At 73.1% G+C, this 21535-nt stretch carries 25 protein-coding genes and 3 tRNA genes; 21 read left to right on the top strand and 7 right to left on the bottom strand.

The features are described 5' to 3' along the window. Positions 1–298: 298 nt before the first annotated feature. Positions 299–1453: a sensor histidine kinase gene (locus ACF08D_RS15355; protein WP_392223060.1), complete on the bottom strand. Its 1155-nt coding sequence runs from the start codon at positions 1451–1453 to the stop codon at positions 299–301. Between the two features lie 180 nt (positions 1454–1633). On the opposite strand from ACF08D_RS15355, the gene ACF08D_RS15350 reads away from it, so the two are divergent. The 15 genes from ACF08D_RS15350 (at position 1634) to ACF08D_RS15280 (ending at position 15149) form a co-directional block, all read left to right on the top strand. Then, entirely contained in the window at positions 1634–2044 is a 411-nt protein-coding gene (locus ACF08D_RS15350; RefSeq protein WP_392223059.1) for an NADH-quinone oxidoreductase subunit A, read from the top strand. Next, positions 2035–2613 (top strand): NADH-quinone oxidoreductase subunit B, encoded by a 579-nt coding sequence (locus ACF08D_RS15345; protein ID WP_392223058.1) that lies wholly within the window; start codon positions 2035–2037, stop codon positions 2611–2613. Before ACF08D_RS15350 ends, ACF08D_RS15345 begins: the two co-directional genes overlap by 10 nt. Next, complete coding sequence (locus tag ACF08D_RS15340) at positions 2610–3746, top strand: NADH-quinone oxidoreductase subunit C (protein WP_392223057.1); 1137 nt, start codon at positions 2610–2612, stop codon at positions 3744–3746. Before ACF08D_RS15345 ends, ACF08D_RS15340 begins: the two co-directional genes overlap by 4 nt. Further along, the gene (locus ACF08D_RS15335; protein WP_392223056.1) at positions 3743–4711 is read left to right on the top strand and encodes an NADH-quinone oxidoreductase subunit H; all 969 of its coding nucleotides are present in this window, start codon (positions 3743–3745) and stop codon (positions 4709–4711) included. The genes ACF08D_RS15340 and ACF08D_RS15335 overlap by 4 nt, the downstream gene beginning before the upstream one ends. Next, positions 4711–5442: a 4Fe-4S binding protein gene (locus tag ACF08D_RS15330; protein ID WP_392223055.1), complete on the top strand. Its 732-nt coding sequence runs from the start codon at positions 4711–4713 to the stop codon at positions 5440–5442. Before ACF08D_RS15335 ends, ACF08D_RS15330 begins: the two co-directional genes overlap by 1 nt. Continuing rightward, positions 5439–6077, top strand: a complete 639-nt coding sequence (locus tag ACF08D_RS15325; protein WP_392223054.1) for an NADH-quinone oxidoreductase subunit J — start codon at positions 5439–5441, stop codon at positions 6075–6077. Before ACF08D_RS15330 ends, ACF08D_RS15325 begins: the two co-directional genes overlap by 4 nt. After that, complete coding sequence (gene nuoK / locus ACF08D_RS15320; RefSeq protein WP_392223053.1) at positions 6077–6472, top strand: NADH-quinone oxidoreductase subunit NuoK; 396 nt, start codon at positions 6077–6079, stop codon at positions 6470–6472. The genes ACF08D_RS15325 and nuoK overlap by 1 nt, the downstream gene beginning before the upstream one ends. Next, positions 6469–8460, top strand: coding sequence for an NADH-quinone oxidoreductase subunit L (locus ACF08D_RS15315; protein ID WP_392223052.1), 1992 nt, complete (start codon positions 6469–6471; stop codon positions 8458–8460). Before nuoK ends, ACF08D_RS15315 begins: the two co-directional genes overlap by 4 nt. A 27-nt stretch (positions 8461–8487) precedes the next feature. After that, positions 8488–10041 (top strand): NADH-quinone oxidoreductase subunit M, encoded by a 1554-nt coding sequence (locus tag ACF08D_RS15310; RefSeq protein WP_392223204.1) that lies wholly within the window; start codon positions 8488–8490, stop codon positions 10039–10041. Beyond that, positions 10038–11609 (top strand): NADH-quinone oxidoreductase subunit N, encoded by a 1572-nt coding sequence (locus ACF08D_RS15305; protein WP_392223051.1) that lies wholly within the window; start codon positions 10038–10040, stop codon positions 11607–11609. Before ACF08D_RS15310 ends, ACF08D_RS15305 begins: the two co-directional genes overlap by 4 nt. A gap of 41 nt (positions 11610–11650) precedes the next feature. Further along, positions 11651–12106, top strand: coding sequence for a large conductance mechanosensitive channel protein MscL (gene mscL / locus ACF08D_RS15300; protein ID WP_392223050.1), 456 nt, complete (start codon positions 11651–11653; stop codon positions 12104–12106). Positions 12107–12250: 144 nt separating this feature from the next. Continuing rightward, complete coding sequence (htpX, locus tag ACF08D_RS15295; protein WP_392223049.1) at positions 12251–13114, top strand: zinc metalloprotease HtpX; 864 nt, start codon at positions 12251–12253, stop codon at positions 13112–13114. Beyond that, positions 13111–13503 carry a YccF domain-containing protein gene (locus ACF08D_RS15290; protein WP_392223048.1) on the top strand — a complete coding sequence of 131 codons (393 nt, stop codon included), beginning with the start codon at positions 13111–13113 and terminating at the stop codon, positions 13501–13503. The genes htpX and ACF08D_RS15290 overlap by 4 nt, the downstream gene beginning before the upstream one ends. Further along, positions 13500–14657: a barstar family protein gene (locus ACF08D_RS15285; RefSeq protein ID WP_392223047.1), complete on the top strand. Its 1158-nt coding sequence runs from the start codon at positions 13500–13502 to the stop codon at positions 14655–14657. Before ACF08D_RS15290 ends, ACF08D_RS15285 begins: the two co-directional genes overlap by 4 nt. A 222-nt stretch (positions 14658–14879) precedes the next feature. Continuing rightward, complete coding sequence (locus ACF08D_RS15280) at positions 14880–15149, top strand: GlsB/YeaQ/YmgE family stress response membrane protein (RefSeq protein WP_392223046.1); 270 nt, start codon at positions 14880–14882, stop codon at positions 15147–15149. Here ACF08D_RS15280 and ACF08D_RS15275 read toward each other — a convergent pair. From ACF08D_RS15275 to ACF08D_RS15265, 3 genes are all read right to left on the bottom strand, one after another. Further along, positions 15141–15836 carry an alpha-ketoglutarate-dependent dioxygenase AlkB family protein gene (locus tag ACF08D_RS15275; protein WP_392223045.1) on the bottom strand — a complete coding sequence of 232 codons (696 nt, stop codon included), beginning with the start codon at positions 15834–15836 and terminating at the stop codon, positions 15141–15143. The genes ACF08D_RS15280 and ACF08D_RS15275 overlap by 9 nt on opposite strands. After that, positions 15833–16333: a methylated-DNA--[protein]-cysteine S-methyltransferase gene (locus ACF08D_RS15270; protein WP_392223044.1), complete on the bottom strand. Its 501-nt coding sequence runs from the start codon at positions 16331–16333 to the stop codon at positions 15833–15835. Before ACF08D_RS15270 ends, ACF08D_RS15275 begins: the two co-directional genes overlap by 4 nt. A 145-nt stretch (positions 16334–16478) precedes the next feature. Then, the gene (locus ACF08D_RS15265; RefSeq protein WP_338677285.1) at positions 16479–16967 is read right to left on the bottom strand and encodes a YajQ family cyclic di-GMP-binding protein; all 489 of its coding nucleotides are present in this window, start codon (positions 16965–16967) and stop codon (positions 16479–16481) included. Between the two features lie 168 nt (positions 16968–17135). Between ACF08D_RS15265 and ACF08D_RS15260 the strand changes: the two genes are divergently transcribed. Further along, positions 17136–17217 (top strand) — tRNA-Tyr (locus ACF08D_RS15260). Positions 17218–17307: 90 nt separating this feature from the next. Here ACF08D_RS15260 and ACF08D_RS15255 read toward each other — a convergent pair. The 3 genes from ACF08D_RS15255 to ACF08D_RS15245 are packed head-to-tail and all read right to left on the bottom strand — an operon-like array spanning position 17308 to position 19755. Next, the gene (locus ACF08D_RS15255) at positions 17308–17820 is read right to left on the bottom strand and encodes a GyrI-like domain-containing protein (protein ID WP_392223043.1); all 513 of its coding nucleotides are present in this window, start codon (positions 17818–17820) and stop codon (positions 17308–17310) included. After that, a complete protein-coding gene (locus tag ACF08D_RS15250) occupies positions 17820–18476 on the bottom strand; it encodes an SDR family oxidoreductase (protein WP_392223042.1) in 657 nt (218 codons plus the stop codon). The genes ACF08D_RS15255 and ACF08D_RS15250 overlap by 1 nt, the downstream gene beginning before the upstream one ends. Before the next feature lie 46 nt (positions 18477–18522). Next, complete coding sequence (locus ACF08D_RS15245) at positions 18523–19755, bottom strand: amidohydrolase family protein (RefSeq protein WP_392223041.1); 1233 nt, start codon at positions 19753–19755, stop codon at positions 18523–18525. Between the two features lie 346 nt (positions 19756–20101). Between ACF08D_RS15245 and ACF08D_RS15240 the strand changes: the two genes are divergently transcribed. From ACF08D_RS15240 to ACF08D_RS15220, 5 genes are all read left to right on the top strand, one after another. After that, positions 20102–20174: transfer RNA gene (locus tag ACF08D_RS15240), tRNA-Thr, on the top strand. 44 nt (positions 20175–20218) lie between these two features. Next, positions 20219–20291, top strand: a tRNA-Met gene (locus tag ACF08D_RS15235). Positions 20292–20379: 88 nt separating this feature from the next. Beyond that, positions 20380–20544, top strand: coding sequence for a 50S ribosomal protein L33 (gene rpmG, locus ACF08D_RS15230; protein ID WP_003948671.1), 165 nt, complete (start codon positions 20380–20382; stop codon positions 20542–20544). 96 nt (positions 20545–20640) lie between these two features. Further along, positions 20641–21093 carry a MaoC family dehydratase N-terminal domain-containing protein gene (locus ACF08D_RS15225; RefSeq protein WP_392223040.1) on the top strand — a complete coding sequence of 151 codons (453 nt, stop codon included), beginning with the start codon at positions 20641–20643 and terminating at the stop codon, positions 21091–21093. A 4-nt stretch (positions 21094–21097) separates the two neighbouring features. Further along, the gene (locus ACF08D_RS15220; RefSeq protein WP_392223039.1) at positions 21098–21526 is read left to right on the top strand and encodes a MaoC family dehydratase; all 429 of its coding nucleotides are present in this window, start codon (positions 21098–21100) and stop codon (positions 21524–21526) included. Positions 21527–21535 lie beyond the last annotated feature (9 nt).

Here is a 21535-nt window from a genome sequence, read left to right as displayed (position 1 = left end):
ATGGTCCGTCCGTTTCTCGTGATCGTCGTGGTCGTGCGCGGGCGTCGTCGTGCGTGGGCGTTGTTGTGCCTGGGCGTCGTCGTGCGCGGGCGGCGTTGTTCGCGGCCGCCGGCGGTGGGCGAGGCCATGGGCGTCGGCGGCCGTGGTCGTGGGCGCCGGCGGGCGTGGGTGTCGGAAGTGGTGGGGCTCAGCGCCGCAGGCGGGGCGAGTGCCTGGGCGAAGGCCCCGTGCGGTACCTCAAGCGTCCTCGCTCGGCCGGACGGACACCATGGGGCTCGTATCCGTCTTCGACCGGGGGTTATCCCCCCTGCCGGGCCGGTCGCGCGGCGCCCCGGTCGCGCCAGGGCAGCTCGGCGGTGGCCGTCGTCGGCCCCCCGGCGGGCGAATCCAGCAGGAACAGCCCGTCCACCGAACCCAGGCGCTCCGCCAGCCCGGCCATGCCCGAGCCGTGATCGAGCCGGGCCCCGCCACCGCCGTCGTCCGTCACCTGGACCAGCAGCCGGTCGTCCGCCCGCCACACGTCCACCACCGCCCGGCGCGCCCCCGAGTGCTTGGAGACGTTCTGGAGGAGCTCCGAGACGGTGAAGTAGGCGATGCCCTCGATCGCCTCCGCCGGCCGCTCCCGCAGATCGACCGTGACCGTGACCGGGACGGTGCAGCGGGAGGCGACGGAGGAGAGGGCGGCGTCCAGGCCGCGGTCGGTGAGGATGGCGGGGTGGATGCCCCGGGCCAGGTCGCGCAGCTCCTGGAGGGCGAGCTTCACCTCTCCGTGGGCCTCGTCGACCATGGCCGCCGCCGCTTCCGGGTCCTCCAGCAGCTTCTCCTTGGCCAGACCGAGCCCCATGGCGAGGGCGACCAGCCGGGCCTGGGCGCCGTCGTGCAGGTCCCGCTCGATGCGCCGGAGGTCGGCGGCGGCGGTGTCGACCACCACGCCCCGGTCGGACTCCAGCTCCGCGATCCGCAGCCGCAGGTCGCCGGAGCCCGACAGCAGGCCCCGCACCATCGCCCGGTCGGCGTTGGCCAGCCCCCGGGCGACCAGCGGGAGCGCCGGCCAGGGGACGATCAGGCACACCAGGATGACCGAGAACGTCAGCACCCCCCACGGCAGCCGTATGAAGCCGTACAGCATCGCTCGCCAGGCCACCGGGTCCCGCAGCACCGCCCACAACCGGGCCAGCAGCGCCCCGTCCCGCCGCCGCGGCAGCGGAGCCGGCTCCTCGACCCGTATCCCCAGAAGCACCCGCGCGCGGGCCCGCTCGGCCCGGCCCAGCCACCGCGCGCCCACCAGCCCGGCGGCCAGCAGCGGGAGACCGACGACGGTCACCGACAGCCCCGCGCCCGCCGAAACCATGAACACCACGTAGACAAACCCGATCACGGCGATCGGGAGATTGGCCAGAAGGTGGGCGACTTCCTTCCAGACGTGCCGGTCGAATGCGATGCGTGCGGTCATGCCGACCAGCCTGCCGGGCCCGGGCCACCCGCACCATGGTGCTCGTGGGAGGACCGGGAGTAGGGGTAACCCCACCTGAAGTGCGGCACGGCTGAGTACCGGCTCGGGGCCAGGGCCTAGACTCCCGTGCGTACAGAACGCATAAGGATCGCCACGAGGGCAGGGAGCGAGGACACGGACGTGCCGGAACCGACCGTTCGGACCGTACCGACGGAACTCGCCGCCGACTACTTCCAGAGCTATTCGGTCGTCGGCCTGATCGCCGTGATCGGCGTGCTGTTCGTCGCGGTCGCCTTCGGCGCCGGACGGCTGCTGCGGCCCGTCGTCCCGACGCCGGAGAAGCTGCTGACCTACGAGTGCGGCGTCGACCCGGTGGGGGAGGGCTGGGCCCACACCCAGGTCCGCTATTACGTCTACGCTTTTCTGTACGTCATCTTCGCGGTGGACTCGATCTTCCTCTTCCCGTGGGCGACCGTCTTCGCCGCACCCGGCTACGGCGCCACGACGCTGGTCGAGATGTTCATCTTCCTCGGCTTCCTGGCCGTAGGACTGCTCTACGCGTACAAGAAGGGCGTCCTGACATGGACGTGACCCCAGTCGATCTTCCCGAGCCGCAGCGGCTCGGAGCCCTCGCCCGGCTCGCGCCCGAGCCGATGAAGGTGGTCCTCAACTGGGGCCGCCGCTACAGCCTGTGGGTCTTCAACTTCGGGCTCGCCTGCTGCGCCATCGAGTTCATCGCGGCGTCGATGGCGCGGCACGACTTCATCCGGCTCGGCGTGATCCCCTTCGCCCCCGGACCGCGCCAGGCCGACCTCATGGTCGTGTCCGGCACGGTCACGGACAAGATGGCGCCCGCCGTGAAGCGGCTCTACGAGCAGATGCCCGAGCCCAAGTACGTCATCTCCTTCGGCGCCTGCTCCAACTGCGGCGGGCCCTACTGGGATTCGTACTCCGTCACCAAGGGCGTCGACCAGATCATCCCCGTCGACGTGTACGTACCCGGCTGCCCGCCCCGCCCCGAGGCGCTCCTCCAGGGCATCCTCAAGCTCCAGGAGAAGATCGCCCGCGAGTCGCTGAGTGAGCGCTACGGCCGCGGCCGCGGCCCCTCGGCCGGCCAGCTGCGCAGCGGCCTGGTGCCCCCGCCGGGAGGTACGGTGTGACCGCGTACGACAGGCTGCCCGACGCCGCCGCCGAACTCTTCGGCGAGGGCGCCACCGCCGAGCTGGCCCACGACCTCCTCACGGTGGACGTCCCCGCCGCGTCCTGGACCGCCGCGCTGGAGACCGCCCGCGACGAGCTGGCCTGCACCTACTTCGACTGGCTGAGCGCGGTCGACGAGCCCGGCACCGGCTTCCGCGTCTGCGCCCACGTCGTCGCCCTGGGAGGCGACCGGGTACGGCGCCTGCTGCTGCGTACGACCGTGCCGCACGACGCCCCGGCCCTGCCGACCGCCGTCGGCGTGTACGCGGGCGCCGCCTGGCACGAGCGCGAGACGTACGAGATGTTCGGCGTGACGTTCACCGGCCACCCCCACCTGGTGCCGCTGCTGCTGCCGGAGGGCTTCGAGGGCCACCCGCTGCGCAAGGACTTCGTGCTGGCCGCGCGCGTGGCCAAGGCGTGGCCGGGCGCGAAGGAGCCGGGCGAGTCCGCGGCGGGTGCCGCGCACGGCGGCCCCAAGCGGCGCCAGATGCTGCCGCCCGGTGTGCCCGACCCCAACGACTGGGGCCCGCTCAAGGGCCAGCTACCGCCCGCCCCGGCCCGCCCCGCCCGCGCCGCGCGCCCCGCCGGCGAGCGCCCCGTCCGCCGCACGCGCACCGTGGGCGAGGGCTCGGCGAGCCAGGCGGCCCCCGCGACACCGGAGGGCACCGCCCCGGAGGCCGCGCCCCGCCCCCGCCGTACGCGCAGCGCCTCGGAGGGTTCGGCGAGCCAGTCCGCCTCCCCGGCGGCCCAGGAGCCCTCGGGGCCCCCGCCCCGCACCCGCAGCGCGGACGCCCCCTGGAACAACCCGGTCCCCGCGTTCGATGCCCCCGCCGCCCCCGAGGCTCCCGCCCCGGAGCGCCCGGAACCGAAGCCGGAGCCCCGGCCCGAGCCGAAGCCCGAGCCCGAGCCCACGCGGGCACCGGACGCCGCCGACGCGCCGGACGCGACTGAGCCGACCGAGCCGACCGATTCGACCGGCTCGACCGGCTCGACCGGCTCGACCGACGCGCCGGACGAGACCGAGCCGACCGACCCGGCCGACGGCACCGCACCACGACCGACGAAGAAGACGAAGAACGAAGGAGACGCGTGAACGACGTACTCGACGTCGCCCTCCGGCTGCTCGTCGTCTTCGCCGTGTTCCTGGTCCTCCCCCTGGTGGTGGGCCAGACCGAGCACAAGGTCATGGCCCATATGCAGGGCCGCCTCGGACCCATGTACGCCGGCGGCTTCCACGGCTGGGCGCAGCTCGTGGCCGACGGGGTGAAGTTCGCGCAGAAGGAGGACGTGGTCCCGGCCAACGCCGACCGCCGCATCTTCCAGCTCGCCCCCGCCATCGCCCTCCTCCCGTACCTCGTCGTCCTCGTCGCGATCCCGGTCGGTCCGGGCGAGGGAGCCGTCGGCGAGGTCGTCGACGCGGGCATCTTCTTCGTCCTCGCCGTGATGGGCGTGGGCGTGCTCGGCTCCCTGATGGCGGGCTGGGCGTCCGCCAACAAGTTCTCCCTCCTCGGCGGCCTGCGCACCGCCGCCCAGCTCCTCGCGTACGAGCTGCCCATGCTGCTCACCGCCGCCTCCGTGGCCATGGCGGCCGGCACGGTGTCGCTCCCCGGCATCCTCGACGCCTTCGAGTGGTGGTGGGTGCCGTGGCAGATCGTCGGCGCGCTGGTGTTCTTCGTCGCCGGCCTCGCCGAACTCCAGCGCCCGCCCTTCGACATGCCGGTGGCCGACTCCGAGATCATCTTCGGCGCGTACACCGAGTACACCGGTCTGCGGTTCGCGCTGTTCCTGCTGGCCGAGTACGCCGGCATCGTCGTCCTGTGCGGTCTGACCACCGTCCTGTTCCTCGGCGGCTGGCACGGTCCCTTCGGGGCCGAGGGCCTCGGCTGGGTGTGGACCCTGCTCAAGACCGCCGTGCTCGCCTTCCTCGTGATCTGGCTGCGCGTGAGCTACCCGCGGCTGCGCGAGGACCAGCTCCAGCGGCTCGCCTGGACCACCCTCGTCCCGCTCGCCCTCGCCCAGATCGCCCTCACCGGCATCGTCAAGGTGGTGATCCAGTAATGCCCCCGATCCCCGGATCCGGCCTGGCGAAGGGCCTGGCCGTCACCCTCCGCACGATGACCAGGAAGAGCCACACCGCGCAGTACCCCGACGCCCAGCCCGAACTCCCGCCGCGCACCCGCGGGGTGATCGGCCTGTTCGAGGAGAACTGCACGGTCTGCATGCTCTGCGCCCGTGAGTGCCCCGACTGGTGCATCTACATCGACTCCCACAAGGAGACGGTCCCGGCCGCCGCCCCCGGTGGCCGTGAGCGCAGCCGCAACGTCCTCGACCGGTTCGCCATCGACTTCGCCCTGTGCATGTACTGCGGTATCTGCATCGAGGTCTGTCCTTTCGACGCGCTGTTCTGGTCGCCGGAGTTCGAGTACGCGGAGACGGACATCCACGAACTGACCCATGAGCGGGACAAGCTCCGCGAGTGGATGTGGACGGTCCCGGAACCGCCCGCGCTCGACCCGGGGGCCGAGGAGCCGAAGGAGATCGCCGCCGCCCGCAAGGCGGCGGACAAGCTCGCCGCGGCCCGGGCGGCCGAGGCCGCCGAAGCCACCACCGCGGAGGCAACCGGCCCCACCGCCGAAGCAACCGGCCCCGCGCCCGGCCCCACCGCCGAAGCAACCGGCACCCCCGGCCCCGCGCCCGAAGCGCCCGGCACCCCCGGCCCCACCAGCCGCCCACCCGGAGCGCCCGGTGACGGTGAGCCGGATCCGCCCGCCGAGGGAGGGACCGCGTGACGCTCGCCGCCACTCATGGCTTCCTGTCGCCGACCGGCGTCGAGATCGCCTTCCTCCTCGTCGGTGTCGTCACCCTCGGCGCCGCCGTCGTCACCGTCACCACCCGGCAGCTGGTGCACGCCGCCCTGTGGCTGGTCGTGGCGCTCGGCGGGGTCGCCGTCGAGTACCTGCTGCTCACCGCCGAGTTCATCGCCTGGGTCCAGGTGCTGATCTACGTCGGTTCCGTCGTCGTGCTCCTCCTCTTCGGCCTGATGCTCACCAAGGCGCCCATCGGCCGCTCCCCGGACGCGGACTCCGGCAACCGCCCGGCCGCGCTGGTGGTGGCCGTCGCAGCCGCCGCCGCGCTCGTCTGGGTGGTCGTCGACGCGTTCCGCGCCACCTGGATCGACCTGGACGGCCCGGCGCAGGGCTCCACCGCCGTGTCGGGCGCGATCCTCTTCCGGCACTGGGTCCTGCCCTTCGAGGCGCTGTCCGTCCTGCTCCTGGCCGCGCTGGTCGGTGCCATCGTGCTGTCCCGCAGGAACGGCGACGACAGCCCCGCCGGTGAGCGGAAGAACGGTGAGCGGAACAACCGTGCGCGGGAGAACCGTGCGCGGGAGAACCGTGCGACCCGCGAGCGGGAGGGCGGGAACTGATGCACCTCGCCTACCCGGCGGTCCTCGCCGTCCTGCTGTTCTGCACCGGGCTGTGCGGAGTCCTCGCCCGCCGCAACGCGATCCTGGTCCTGATGTCCGTCGAGCTGATGCTCAACGCCGTCAACCTCAACCTGGTCGCCTTCGACGTCTGGCTCCGCGACACCCTGCACGCCGGCCAGGCGCTGACCCTCTTCACCATCGCCATCGCCGCCGCCGAGATCGGCATCGGCCTGGCGATCGTCCTGATGGTGTACCGCAACCGCGGCACCTCGGACATCGACAAGCTCCGCGACAACGCCGAGGGCGCGGGCCCGGACCCGACCGCGGACCCGGACCGGGCCGCGGGCGCCGACGACACCCCGGGTCCCGACGAGAAGGCCGAGGCCACCGCGTGACCACCACGACCCTGGCCGTCCTCGTACCCCTCCTCCCGTTCCTCGGCGCCGTCACCGGACTGCTGCTGGGCCGTACCGCACCCGGGTTCGTGCGCCCGCTCGCCGTGCTGCCGACGCTCGCCGCCCTGGTGCTGGCCGTCCTCGTCGCCGTACGCCAGGGCGGCGGCGCGGCGATCGACGCGTCGACCCGCCTCACCCCGACCGGGTCCGTGCCGATCGACCTGGCCCTGCACCTGGACGGCTTCGCCGCCCTGACGGCCGTGCTGGTGGGCGTGGTCGCCTCGTGCGTGCAGCTGTACTCGACCGCGTACCTCCGCGACGACGCCCGCTACCCGTCCTACGCGGCGCTCGTCTCCCTGTTCACCTCCGCCATGCTGCTCGTCGTCTACACCGGCGACCTGATGGTGCTGCTGGTCGGCTGGGAGATCATGGGCATCTGCTCGTACTTCCTCGTCGGCCACTACTGGGAGACGCCCGAGGCACGGGCCGCCTCCCTCAAGGCGTTCCTGGTCACCAAGCTCGGCGACGTCCCCTTCCTGATCGGTCTGTTCGCGCTGGCCGCCGACGCCGGCACGTTCCGGATCACCGGAATCCTGGGCGCCGTCGCCGCCGGGGGCATCGAGCACCCCACCCTGGTCGCGCTGCTCCTCCTCGCCGGTGTGGCCGGCAAGTCGGCGCAGTTCCCGCTGCACACCTGGCTTCCCGACGCCATGGCCGGCCCGACGCCGGTCTCGGCCCTCATCCACGCCGCCACCATGGTCGCCGCCGGTGTGTACTTCGTGGCCCGGCTCCTCCCCGTCTTCGCCGCCTCCGCCGCCGCGATGACCGTGCTCGCCGTGATGGCGGCCGTCACCATGGTCGGCTCGGGACTGGCCGCCCTCGCCCAGGACGACATCAAGCGGGTCCTCGCCTACTCGACCATCGGCCAGCTCGGCTACATGGCGGGCGCGCTGGCCGTGGGCGACCGCGGCGCCGCCGTCTTCCACCTCCTGTCCCACGGCGCCTTCAAGGCGCTGCTGTTCCTCGCGGCCGGGGTGATCATCCACGCCGCCGGCACCAACTCGCTGGCCGCCATGTCCCGGATGCGGGGCCTCGCCGCGCGCGTCCCCGACGCGTACTGGACGATGACCGTCGCGCTGCTGGCGCTGGCCGCGATCCCGCCCTTCGCCGGCTTCTTCTCCAAGGAAGCCGTCCTGGTGGCCGCCGAGCACACCGCCCTCGGCGACCGGTCCGTGGCGCCCGCCGGGGCCGGCTGGGTCGTCCTCGTCGCCGGTCTGCTCACCGCCCTCCTCACGGCCGGGTACGCGACCCGGCTGTGGCTGCTGGCCTTCCGCGGCCGGGGCACCGAGGCCCCCGACCACGGCCGGACGCCGCTGGTCATGAACGCCGTGCTGTGGGTGCTGGCCCTGCCCTCGCTCGCCTTCGGCCTGGCCGTGGGCGTGCTCGGCGACTGGTTCGACGGCCACGCCCTGACGCCGACCGTCACCACGGCCGTCCTGGGCACCGGGGTCGCGCTCGTCGGCGGCCTGGTCACCTACGCCGCCTGGCGCCACACCACCGCCGCCACCGCCCGGCACCCCCTGGGCGCGGTCGCCGCCCACCCCGGGGCGGCCCCCGCCGTCTCCGAGGCGGAGGCCATCGCCGGCCACACCCCCGCCTACGGCGACATCGCCTCCGCTCCCGACCCCGGCGACCCCGGACGGCTGCTGCTCGGCCCGCTGCACCGCCACGCCGCCGCGGGCTTCCACCTCGACGCCGTGTACTCCGCCCTCTTCGTGCGCCCCGTCAGGGCCGCGGCCTCCCTGGTCGCCTTCCTCGACCGCGAGGTCGTCGAGACCTACGTCCGCGGCGCGGGCACCGGCACCCACCTGCTGGGCCGGGCCGTCCGGCGGGCGCAGACGGGCAATGTGCAGACCTACCTCAGCACCCTGCTCGCCGGCTCCGTCGTCCTGGCGATCGCCGCCGTACTCGTCGCCGCCGGAGCGTGAGCCGTGATCGATATCAGCGAATCCGTGATGCAGTTCCTTCTCGCGTTCATCGTCGTGGGCCCGCTCATCGGGGCCGCGACCGCCCTCCTGCCCGCCCCGCCCGGGCTGAAGGGGAAGTCCCCCGACCAGGCCGTGCTCCGCCACGGTGTGACGGTCACCGGCGCGATCCTCGCCGCCGTGGTCGTCCTCGCGCTGGGCTTCGACCACGACCAGCCGTCCAGGATGCAGGCCACCACGGACATCAGCTGGATCCCCGCGCTGGACGTGCGGATCCACCTCGGCGTCGACGGCATTTCCCTCCCCCTCCTCGTCCTGACCGCGCTGCTGAGCTTCCTCTGCGCGCTGTACAGCTACGTCAAGATGCCCGAAGGCCCCTCGCCCCGGGCCTTCGTCGCCCTGCTGCTCGTCCTGGAGGGCGGCACGCTGGCGACCTTCGCCGTCCTCGACCTGCTGCTGTTCTTCCTGGCCTTCGAGATGGTGCTCATCCCGATGTACTTCCTCATCGCCCGCTGGGGCGGCGAGGGGCGCGGGCCCGCCGCCTGGCGGTTCATCCTCTACACACTGCTCGGCTCGGTCGTGATGCTGCTCGGCCTGCTGCTCATCGGGCTGAAGGCCGGCACATTCGACATGGTGGCACTCGCCACTGACAACGGCCGTGGCATCACGACGTCCGTGCAGGTCATCGCCGTTCTCGCGATCGCCGCCGGGCTCGCGGTGAAGACCCCGATGTGGCCGCTGCACAGCTGGCTCCCGGACGCCCACACCGCGGCCCCGACCGTCGGCTCCGTCCTCCTCGCCGGCGTCCTGCTGAAGATGGGTACGTACGGATTCGTCCGGATCGCCCTGCCGATCGCCCCGGACGGCATGCACGCGCTCGCGCCGTACCTCGCCGCGTTCGCCGCCGCCGGCATCATCTACGGATCCCTCGCCTGCCTGGCCCTCGCCCGCACCGGCGCCAAGGGCGACCTCAAGCGCCTGATCGCCTACTCCTCCGTGGGCCACATGGGCTTCGTCCTGCTCGGCATCGCCACCATGACCCCCACCGGGGTCAACGGCGCGCTGTTCGCCAACATCGCCCACGGCCTCATCACCGGCCTGCTGTTCTTCCTGGTCGGCGCGATCAAGGACCGGTACGGCACCGCCGACCTCGACACCCTCGCCGGGGCCACCGGCGCGGCGCTCTACGGCCGCGCCCCCCGCCTCGGCGGCCTCCTCGCCTTCGCCGCCGTCGCCTCGCTCGGACTGCCCGGCCTCGCAGGGTTCTGGGGCGAGATGCTCGCACTGTTCGGCGCCTTCCGGCCCGCCGAGGGCCTCAGCCGTCCCGCGTTCCTCACCTTCATGGCGGCCGGCGCGTTCGGCACGCTGCTCACCGCCGCGTACCTGCTGGTCGTCGTACGCCGCGTCTGCATGGGCGCCAGGCCCGCGGACGACCAGCCGGCCCTCCCCGACATCCAGGGGTACGAGTACGCCGCCTGGACGCCCCTGGCCGTCCTCACCGTCGTCGCCGGCCTCTGGCCCGCGGTCCTCCTCGGCCTGACCGACCCGGCCGTGCAGAAGCTCCTCGCAGGAGGAAAGTCGTGACCCTCGCCGCCCTGAGCGCCGCCGCCGGCGACGCCCCGACCGCGGGCGACCTCGTCCAGTCCGTCGACTGGGCCGCCATCGCGCCCCCGGTGCTCGCCGCGGTGACCGCCCTGGCCGTCCTGGTCGCCGACCTCCTCGTACCGAAGGGACGCAAGCGGTACCTCGGCCGGGCGGCGATCGCCGGACTGGCCGCCGCGGTCCTCACCCTCGTACCGCTGCGCGAGGGCGACCGGTCCACCTTCTGCCTCACCACCGACGCCGCCGCGTGCAGCTACACCGCCGACCACTTCACCCTGGTCGTCCAGTTCCTGGTGCTGGGCGGCGCGCTCGTGACGGCCCTGCTGTCGCTGCGCGACACCGAGGAGGAGCTTCCCGCCGGGGAGTTCTGGTTCCTGCTGCTGTCCTCCGCCGCGGGCGCCGCGCTGCTGCCCGCGTCCCGGGACCTGGCGACGCTGGTCGTCGCCCTGGAGGTCGCCTCGCTGCCCGCCTTCGCGCTCGTCGGCCTCAAGCGCGGCGACCGCATGTCCGGCGAGGCGGCGCTCAAGTTCTTCCTGTCCTCCGTCACCGCCACGGCCGTCACCCTGCTCGGGGTGAGCTTCGTGTACGCCGCGACGGGCTCCCTCCACCTCACCGAGATCGCCCAGAGCCTGGACGACGTGCCGGGCCGGCTGGAGACCCTCGCCGAGGCGGGCGTCGCCCTCACCCTCGTCGGCTTCGCCTTCAAGACGGCCGCCGCGCCCTTCCACTTCTGGGTGCCCGACACCTACGTCGGCGCGCCGCTGCCCGTCGCCGCCTACCTGTCCGTCGTCGGCAAGGCCGTCGGCTTCACCGGGCTGATCCTGGTCACCGTCGTCGCCTTCCCCACGTACGCGGACGTCTGGGGCCCGGCCCTGGCGGTCCTGGCCGCGCTCACCATGACCGCCGGCAATGTGGCCGCGCTCCGGCAGGGCGCCACGCGCGCGTGGAGCGCCGTACGGCTCCTCGCCTGGTCGTCGGTGGCCCAGGCGGGGTACCTCCTGGTGCCCATCGCGGCCGCCGCCTGGTCCGGCGACGACCAGATCGGTGCCACCGTCGCGTACGCCCTGATGTACGCCGTGGTGAACCTCGGAGCCTTCGCGGTGGCCGCCCTGGTGGCCCGACGGCACCCGCTGAACCGGATCTCCGACTACCGGGGCCTGTACGCCGAGAGCCCCGCCGCCGCCCTCGTGCTGGCCTTCTTCCTGCTCTGCCTGGCCGGCCTGCCGCCCGGCATCATCGGCCTGTTCGCCAAGGTCGTGGTCTTCTCGGCGGCGGTCGACGCGGGGCTGGGCTGGCTCGCCGTCGTCATGGGCGTCAACGTCGTGATCGCGCTCTACTACTACCTGCGCTGGACGGCGGTACTGTTCCGCGCGCCGGAGGGCGCGACGCGGGACACCACCGAGGCACCGGCCGCGCGGTCCGGCGCCGCCCGGGGCGTCCGCGCACCCGTCCCCCTCACCACCGCCATCGTCCTCACGGCCGTCGCGGGCGTGGTGCTCTCCGGCTACCCCCAGCTGGTGCTGCGCTTCGCCGCCGACACCCTCTTCTGAGCCCCTCGGCCGCCCCTCACGCACTACCTAGGAGCACCACCGTGCTGAACGGATTCAAGGACTTCCTCCTCCGGGGGAACGTCATCTCCATGGCGATCGGTCTGGCCGTCGGCGCCGCCTTCACCGCCGTCGTCACCGCCTTCAGCAATGCCTTCATCACCCCGCTCATCGGGATGGCCACCGGCACCGTCGGGGACTTCAGCCACTCCTACTTCACGGTCAGGGACGCCAAGTTCCCCTACGGCCTCTTCATCAGTGCCGCCCTCGCCTTCGTGATCACCGCCGCGGTGCTCTACTTCTGCGTCGTCGTGCCGATGATGAGGATCCAGACCCGGTTCAAGCGCGACGAGCCCTTCGACATCAAGGCCGCCATGCGCGACTGCCCCCGCTGCTACACCGGGATCCCGGCCGTGGCCAGCCGCTGCGCCCACTGCACCAGCGACGTCGAACCGGTCCCCGAGGCGCTGGAGAAGGCCGGGCTGCCCGCCCCGCGCTGAGTCACCCGTACGGCCCATCCCCGCCCCCGGGGCGCAAGGGAACCCGCCATGCCCGCCTGGCGTTGACCAGTACGGGAGGGTCCACTGAGCAGTGGACCAGCACCAGGCAAAGGGTCCCCCGCCGCACCACTTGGAGGGCGTACCGTGCACCGCCGGCACAACGGGCTGAAGACCGCCGTACTCCTCGGGGGACTGTCCGCACTCATCATCCTGATCGGCAGCTTCTTCGGCCGTACGGGCCTCGTCGTCGCGCTCGTCGTGGCGCTGGGCACCAACGCGTACGCGTACTGGAACAGCGACAAGCTCGCCCTGCGCGCCATGCGGGCGCGCCCCGTCAGCGAGTTCCAGGCGCCGCAGCTGTACCGGATGGTCCGCGAGCTGTCCACGCAGGCCCGCCAGCCGATGCCGCGGCTCTACATCTCGCCCACTCAGGCCCCCAACGCCTTCGCCACCGGCCGCAACCCGCGCAACGCCGCCGTGTGCTGCACCGAGGGGATCCTCCAGCTCCTCGATGAGCGCGAGCTGCGCGGAGTGATCAGCCACGAGCTGAGCCATGTCTACAACCGCGACATCCTGATTTCCTCGGTCGCCGGAGCCCTCGCCTCCGTGATCATGTTCCTGGTCAACTTCGCCTGGCTGATCCCCATCGGCAGGTCCGACGACGACGACGGACCCGGCCTGCTGGGCATGCTGCTGATCATGCTCCTGGGGCCGCTGGCCGCCTCCGTGATCCAGCTCGCCATCAGCCGCTCCCGGGAGTACGAGGCGGACGCCTCCGGCGCGCAGCTCACCGGGGACCCGCTCGCCCTGGCCTCCGCCCTGCGCAAACTGGAGGCGGGCACCAAGAGGCTGCCGCTGCCGCCGGAACCGAGGATCGAGACCGCGAGCCACATGATGATCGCCAACCCGTTCCGCCCCGGCCAGGGCTTCGCCAAGATGTTCTCGACCCACCCGCCGATGGCGGAACGCATCGCCCGACTCGAACAGATGGCAGGTCGCCGCCCATGAAAGCAATCCTCAACGTCATATGGCTCGTCCTGGGCGGCTTCTGGCTGTTCGTCGGCTACATCCTCGCGGGCCTGCTGCTCTGCGTCACGATCATCGGCATCCCCTTCGGGCTGGCCGCCTTCCGCATCGGCCTCTACGCCCTGTGGCCCTTCGGCCAGACCGTCGTCGACCGGCGCGACGCGGGCGCCGCCTCCTGCGTCGGCAACGTGCTGTGGCTGATCCTCGCCGGCTGGTGGCTCGCCCTCGGCCACATCGCCACCGGCATCGCCCTCTGCGTCACCATCATCGGCATCCCGCTGGGCATCGCGAACTTCAAGCTCATCCCGGTCTCCCTGCTCCCGCTGGGCAAGGAGATCGTCCCCACCGACCGCCCCTTCACGGCCCGGTGACCCGGGGCACCACCTTCGCCTGGCGCCTGGTCGACGACGAGGACGATTCCGTCCTCGCCGAAGGGCCCGCCGTGGACCGGCTGTTCGCCGACCCGCCCCCGCCGCCCCCGCGCGAACGCTGGGAACTGCTCGGCTGCGCCCCCGAAGGCCCCCTCCAGACGGCCGTCGCCACCGCGCGCGCCACGGGATCGGGGCCCGTGGGCCTGCTCACCCTGGAGAGCCTCCGACGCGGCGGTGACGTCGTGACGTCCGAGTGGGACCTGCGGGACGTACGCGTCACCGGTGTACGCCCCTGCGCCCGCGACCTGTCCCTGCTCGACCTCTCGCTGGAGGCCGTGCGGTGGGACGAGGCGACGCCCGACCTCCCCGCCAAGCCCCCGCTCTCGCCCGGCTACCGCCTGTCGACCGGCTGGTCGACGGTGCCGCTGGGCACGGCCAAGGACGTCGTGCTGATCGAGCCACCCGGCCCGGCCGCCCCCGCGGCGGCCGAGCCGGTGCACCTGCTCGGCGGAGCACCCGGCACGGCGCTGCTCACCGCCCTGGCGCGGGACGACGACTTCACGCTGCGCGCCGGGCTGGAGCTGCTCGACCGGACCGGCCGCCCGATGTGGTCCGCGCTCGCCTCCTGGTACGTCACCTCCTGGCAGCCGTCGCCGTACGGCCCCGGCCTGGTGGACCTGATGGTCGCGTGGGACGGCGACGACCGGCCCCGGCCCGCCGCCCGCCGGGCCCACGAACTGTGGGCGGACGGCCCGCCCCCGGAGAAGGACCGGTGGACGGAGCTCTGCCCCGAAGGGCGGTGGGCCTGGCTGCGGCTGGCCCTGGGCAACCACGGCGGGCGCGTCCGGCCCGCCCCGGCGGACACGGACACCCACCACCTCGACGGCCGCCACGTCACCGACCTCGCGAGCTTCTACTGCGCCCTGGGGGAAACCCTCAACGGCCCGGGCGGGTACTACGGCGGGAACCTCGGAGCGCTGAGCGACTGCCTCAGCGGCGGTTTCGGCCCGCGCCGGCCGTTCACCCTCGTCTGGCACGACTCCGGCGTGGCGCGGCGATGCCTCGGCGCCGGCCCGCTCGTGGACGCGGCGCCCACCTTCGAGGAACTCACCGCGTTCCTGGCCCGGGAGGGCGTCCGCGTCGTCCTCGCGTGATGATCCTCACGTCGTTGTCAGTGCCGTGGTGCAGCATGAACCCATGACCGCGAACCCGCCGTCGCGCCCCGGCCCCGGGCGCCCGTCCCGCCCGCCTGCCCGCCCGGGCATATGAGGCGCGCGGCGGGGCACGTTGCCGCCGCGCCCCACGCCCCGCCGCAACCACCCGCGCCACCCGGGGCGTCTTACCCGACGACAGCGTACGAAAGGCAGGTTCACGGCATGGACGTCCTGAGCTGGATCATTCTGGGGCTGGTGGCCGGAGTCGTCGCCAAGGTGCTGCTCCCCGGCCGCGACCCCGGCGGACTGATCGGCACCACCCTCATCGGCATCGCGGGCGCCTTCGTCGGCGGCTGGATCTCGGCGCGCTTCCTGGACCGGCCGATCAGCAACGAGTTCTACGACGGCCCCACCTGGCTCGCGGCCATAGGCGGCGCGCTGGTGCTGCTGATCGCGTACCGCATACTCTTCGGCCACTCCCGCTCACGCTGAACGGGAGGGCCCCGCCCCGCCGGTGAGTCCGGTCTCCCGGAGCGTGATGTTCAGCCGCCCCGCGCTCATCCCCACCGCCGGGTCCGCCGTCCCCGGGAAGATCCTGGGCACACCGTGGTGGGCGAAGCGCGACGGACCGCCGAAGACGAAGAGATCGCCCGACAGCAGCTCCACGTCCGTGTAAGGGCGGCCCCGCGTCCGGGTGTTGCCGAAGCGGAAGACACAGCTGTCCCCGATGCTCAGCGACACCACCGGGGCGGAGGACCGCTCCTCCTTGTCCTGGTGCATGCCCATCCGGGCGTCCCCGTCATAGAAGTTGACCAGCGCCGCGTCCGGGGCGTACCCGGCGGCACGGCCGTCCTCCTCGCCGTACGCCGCCACCAGCGCCGCCCGCCCCAGGTCCGCCAGCCAGCCGGGAAAGGGAGCCACCCGTGCGCCGTTCACGTCCCCGGCCGTCCGGGTGTAGCGGTACGGCTGCCAGTGCCAGCCCAGGCACACCGTCCGCACGGACATCACACCGCCGCCCGGCAGCACCGTGTGGCGCATCGGCACCGGCCCCCGCGCCCACTCCCGGCACGCCTCGACCAGCTCCCGCTGCCTGCCGATCGGCAGCCACCCCGGCACGTGCACCGCGCCGGGCGCGACCTCCGCCCGGTCGCGCGCCGCCACGAAGAGCCCGTCCGTCACCGTACGAGCGCGCCTTCCAGCGCGAGCAGCCGCTCCTTGCGCTCCAGCCCGCCCGCGTAGCCGCGCAGGGCCCCGTCCGCGCCGATCACCCGGTGGCAGGGGCGCACGACCAGGAGCGGATTGCGCCCGATCGCCGTCCCCACCGCCCGCACACCGGCCCCCGGGGCGCCGACCCGGGCCGCGATCTCGCCGTACGACACGGTCGAGCCGTACGGCAGGTCGTCCAGCGCCCGCCACACACGCCGCTGGAAGTCGGTGCCGACCCCGCCGGCGTACGCGACGTCGAAACGGGTCAGCCCGCCGTCGAAGTACCGCCGCAGCTGCGCCGCGACGTCCTCGAACGCCCCGGGGGCGTGGCGCCACCCGTCCCGTACGACCGCGGCGCCCTTCTGGCCGGGCAGGGACAGCGAGGCGAGCGCGGTGCGGCCGTCCGCGGACTCCTCGCCGACCAGGAGCATGTCGCCCAGCGGGCCGTCGACGTACGCGTACACCGTCATGATCCGTTCCCTTCGTCGCGTCCCCACCAGTCTCCGGCAGCGCCGCCCGGGCGTCCGGCGGCTTTCCGACACGACGATCCGCCACGGACGGACGGACGGGCCGGGGCGGTCACGCACCGGCCCGTCCCGCACGGGCCCCCGGGACCTACCGGTAGTTCACGAACTGGAGGGCGAAGTCGAAGTCCTGCCCCTTCAGCAGCGCGATCACGGCCTGGAGATCGTCACGGCTCTTGGAGCTGACCCGCAGCTCGTCGCCCTGCACCTGCGCCTTGACGCCCTTGGGGCCCTCGTCGCGGATGACCTTCGCCACCTTCTTGGCGTTCTCCTGGGAGATGCCCTCCTCGATGGAGGCGAAGATCTTGTACTCCTTGCCGGACAGCTGCGGCTCACCGGCGTCCAGCGCCTTCAGCGAGATACCGCGCTTGATCAGCTTGGACTGGAAGACGTCGAGGATGGCGGTGACCCGCTCCTCGGAGTTCGCCTGCATCAGGATCTTCTCGCCGGACCAGCTGATGGACGCCCCGACGTTCTTGAAGTCGTAGCGCTGGGAGATCTCCTTCGCCGCCTGGTTGAGGGCGTTGTCGACCTCCTGCCGCTCGACCTTCGAGACGATGTCGAAACTGGAGTCGGCCATGTCCTGTGGCTCCTTGGGTCGCGTGCTGAGGGGTCGTCCTAGCCTAGCCATCCCACCCACCCCCGGCGCTGATCAATCCGGTGGCGGAGCACCCCCGGACATCGGGTATCGTTTACGTCGTTGCCAAGGAGCACCGCGAAAGCGGCCACGTCCCCGGCGACAACCCATGGCGGTGTGCCCGAGCGGCCAATGGGAGCGGACTGTAAATCCGTCGGCTTAGCCTACGCAGGTTCGAATCCTGCCGCCGCCACACGTTGAATGGCCCCTGATCTGCGGAAACGCGGATCAGGGGCCATCTTCGTCAGGGGCGCCCGCCGGGCCGGGGGACGGGCGCGGCGGCTCAGGGCGCCCGGTCGGCCAGGCGGAACGCCAGCTCCGTCTCCCAGCGCGACGGGTCGGGCTCCACGCGCGGGTCCGTGCGGTACGACTCCAGCCGGCAGCCCCACCGCTCGACGCCGTCCACCTCCCGCATGTCCCACTCCAGGCCCTTCTCGCCGGCCCACTCGCGCAGCCACTGCGCCGCCGCGAGCAGCCGGTCCGGGTGGCCGACATGGGTGAGGGTGGCGTAGCGGCCGGCCGGGAGCAGGGCGACGCCGACATCGCCCTCCGGCTCCGGCGGGGCGGAGGACGCGGCGACCGGCACCCCCGCCTCCACCAGCGACTCGCTCGCCATGTCGACGGTGACGTAGCGGAAGAAGGGCGCGTCCGCGATCGCCAGGTCCCGCGCCGCCAGCCAGCCGATCAGCTCGGGGAGCCGGTCCGCGATCTCCGCGAAGCCGTCCATCCGCACCGAGCGCCGCATGAAGACGTACGGCTGCTCGGCGCGCTCCACGACCACCGGGTCGGCGAACATCACTGCCCCGCCACGGCCTTGACGGCCACCGTCACCGGCACCGAGCCGCTGACCAGCTCCAGCGTCAGCCCCGCCGTAGCCGGGGTCTCCACCAGCTCGGCCAGCACGGCCGCCACGTCGTCGCGCGGCACCGGACCGCGCCCGGTCTCCGCCTCCAGGCGGACCAGCCCGGTGCCGGCGTCGTTCGTCAGGATGCCGGGCTTCAGGATCGTCCAGTCCAGCCCGCGCTTGGCGCGCACATGGTCGTCCGCCGCGCCCTTGGCCCGCAGGTACGCGTCGAACACCTCGTCCCCTTCGCGCCCGGCGTCGGCGCCCATCGCCGACACGACGACATAGCGCCGTACGCCCGCGCGCTCCGCCGCGTCCGCGCACAGCACCGCCGCGCCCCGGTCCACCGTGTCCTTGCGCCCCACTTCGCTGCCGGGGCCGGCGCCCGCCGCGAAGACCACCGCGCCGGCGCCCGCCAGCACCTCCGCCAGCGCCTCCTCGGTCGCCGACTCCAGGTCCAGCACGACCGGTTCGGCACCGGCCTCCCGCAGGGCGTCCTCCTGCTCGGGATTGCGGATGACGCCCGCGACCTCGTGCCCGCCGGCCGAGAGCAGCCGCTCCAGCCGCAGGGCGATCTGACCGTGTCCACCTGCGATGACAATGCGCATGCTCCCGACCGTACGACGCCGGGGCCGAAAGCGCGCAGTATCGGCGTCACGGACGGGCGTCGGGCCGCCCCTGGCGCGGAAGTTCGAGCGCCGCCGCCGAGTCGCAGTACTCCCGTACGGCGCTGGTCCGCGCCACCACCCGCCCGCGGTGCACCACGATCCGGCTGTACGCGAGGGACAGCACGCCCGACAGCCGCTCCCCGCGCACGGCCAGCAGCTCCGCCGGGAACCCGGCCTCCACCCGCACAGGGGGCAGGCCCATCGCCTCCCGGGCGGCCCCGCTCACCGCCTCGTACGCCTCCGCCGGGCGCAGCCCGCCCTGCGAGGCCAGCAGGTACGCCGCCTCCAGCGGGTCGCCCCGCCCGACCGGGTTGGCGACGTCCCGCAGGGTGCCGCTGCCGGCCGCGACCCGTACGCCCGCCGAGCGCAGCAGCCGTACCGGGGTGACGCCCCGCACCCCGGTCCCGCCGCAGCCGCCCTGCGGCAGGCACACGACCGTCACGCCCGCCGCCGCGAGCTGGTCGGCCGCCCGCCCCGCCGCGTCCCCCGGCAGCCGCCCCAGCGCCCCGCAGGGCCCGATGGCCACCCCGGGGCGCAGCCCGCCGGCCATGGCGGCCAGCCGTGCGAGGCGCGCCGGGTCGTCGCCGTCGGTGTGCAGGTCCACGGGGCAGCCGTGCTCGGCGGCGACCTCCAGGACCGCCTCGGCGTACCCGGCCGGGTCCGGGTCGAGGTCGGGGCAGCCGCCCACCACGCCGGCGCCCATCTTGACCGCGTCGCGCAGCATGGCGAGCCCGTCCGCGCCGGCCACCCCGGTCAGCAGCCGGGGCACGGCGACGGCCGTCAGGTCGGCGAGCCCGCGCAGCGAGCGCCGCGCCTGGAGGACCGCCTCCAGCGGGCCGAGGCCGTGGACGTCGCCGATGCGCACATGGGCGCGCAGCGCGGTCGCGCCGTGGCCGAGCTGGAGCAGCGCGGCCTCGGTGGCGCGGCGCTGGACGTCCTCGGTGGCGTACGAGACGGGGCCGGGGCAGTCGGCGCTGAGCGCGGTGTCGGCGTGGCCGTGGGGTTCGGCGGGGGCGGGCAGCAGCAGGTAGCCGGAGAGGTCGACGCGGGCGCCGTGGGTGGGGAGGCTGCCCGCGGTGCCGACGGCTTCGATGCGCCCGCCGCCGACGCGTACGTCGACGGCGCGGCCGTCGGTGAGGCGCGCGCCGCACAGCAGCAGGGCGGTGGTGTCGGTGGTGGCGCCCTCGGGCGGCTGCGGCTGCTGGCTGTCGGAGGACATCGGGCTCCTGGCGGGCTCGGCGGCTCGGTGGCTCGGGCGTGATCCGCGGCGGGGCCGCCGGGAGGGACCGGTGCACGGGTGTACTGGCACGATCACGCAGCGTGTCCGAGCCTAGGGGCCGTCCGGCGGGGCATCGAGGAGGAGCGCAATAGTCGTACCGGCGCGGGCCGCGGGACGGCTCCGGGACGGCTGCCGGAGGCCCTTCAAGAGCTCTCCGGACGGGGCGGCGCACGGGCCGGAAGGGTGGTGGGGGAGGGGCGGGAGGAGCGGCCGGGACGGTGCGGGGCAGGTGCCGCGAATCGGATTTGGGCGAACGGCGGCCGACCGTGTAATGTCTTCCTCGCTCGCCCCAATAGCTCAGTCGGCAGAGCGTCTCCATGGTAAGGAGAAGGTCTACGGTTCGATTCCGTATTGGGGCTCTGGTGCGGTAGCCCTCACCTTCGGGTGAGGGACTCCGTATCAAAGCGGTGTAGCTCAGTCGGTAGAGCAAGCGGCTCATAATCGCTGTGTCACCGGTTCAAGTCCGGTCACCGCTACACGTAGTAGCCGATTGTGGGGTCGGTCCTTCGATCGGCTACTCTTTTCTGCGTTCATCCGTCCATCCGTCCGTCAAGGAGCACTCACGTGGCTGCCACCGACGTCCGCCCGAAGATCACGCTGGCCTGCGTGGAGTGCAAGGAGCGGAACTACATCACCAAGAAGAACCGGCGCAACAACCCGGACCGTCTTGAGATGAAGAAGCACTGCCCGCGCTGCAACGCACACACTGCGCACCGCGAGACGCGCTGAACCAGGCTCGTACACGAGGCCGTCCCCGTCAGGGGGCGGCCTCGTGTCGTTTGTCTCGCGTCGTTGTCCCACCACACACCAGGAGGTAGCGAGTCCATGGCGCTCGACCAGTCCTTCGTGGGGCGGACCTATCCGCCCACCGCGCCGTACGAGGTCGGCCGGGAGAAGATCCGCGAGTTCGCCGAGGCGATCGGGGACGAGAACCCGGTCTACACCGACACGGAGGCCGCCAAGGCGCTCGGCCACCCCGAGGTGATCGCCCCGCCCACCTTCGTCTTCGCCATCACCTTCAAGGCGGCCGGCGAGGTGATCGCGGACCCGCGGCTGGGACTCGACTACAGCCGCGTGGTGCACGGCGACCAGAAGTTCGCCTACACCCGCCCGGTCCGGGCCGGGGACCGGCTCACGGTCACCTCGACCATCGAGGCGATCAAGTCGCTCGCGGGCAACGACATCCTCGACGTCCGCGGCGAGGTCCACGACGAGGCCGGGGAGCACGTCGTGACGGCATGGACCAAGCTCGTGGCCCGCGCGGCCGAGGAGGCGTGAGGCGATGACCGCGAAGATCGCGTACGACGAGGTCGAGGTCGGCACCGAGCTGCCGGCCCGGGACTTCCCCGTGACGCGCGCCACCCTGGTGCGCTACGCCGGCGCCTCCGGCGACTTCAACCCGATCCACTGGAACGAGAAGTTCGCCAAGGAGGTCGGGCTGCCGGACGTCATCGCGCACGGCATGTTCACCATGGCCGAGGCGATCCGGGTGGTCACCGACTGGACGGGCGACCCCGCCGCGGTCGTCGAGTACGGCGTGCGGTTCACCAAGCCGGTCGTCGTGCCCAACGACGAGACGGGCGCCCTGATCGAGGTCAGCGCCAAGGTCGCCGCGAAGCTGGACGACAACCGGGTACGGGTCGACCTGACCGCCATGAGCGCCGGCCAGAAGGTGCTGGGCATGTCCCGCGCCGTGGTCCGGCTCGCCTGACCCGCCGCC

Source organism: Streptomyces sp. NPDC015131 (assembly GCF_043079975.1).
Classification (GTDB): domain Bacteria; phylum Actinomycetota; class Actinomycetes; order Streptomycetales; family Streptomycetaceae; genus Streptomyces.
The sequence above is the reverse complement of the archived record's forward strand: the minus strand, read 5'-3'. Positions and strand labels throughout refer to the sequence as shown.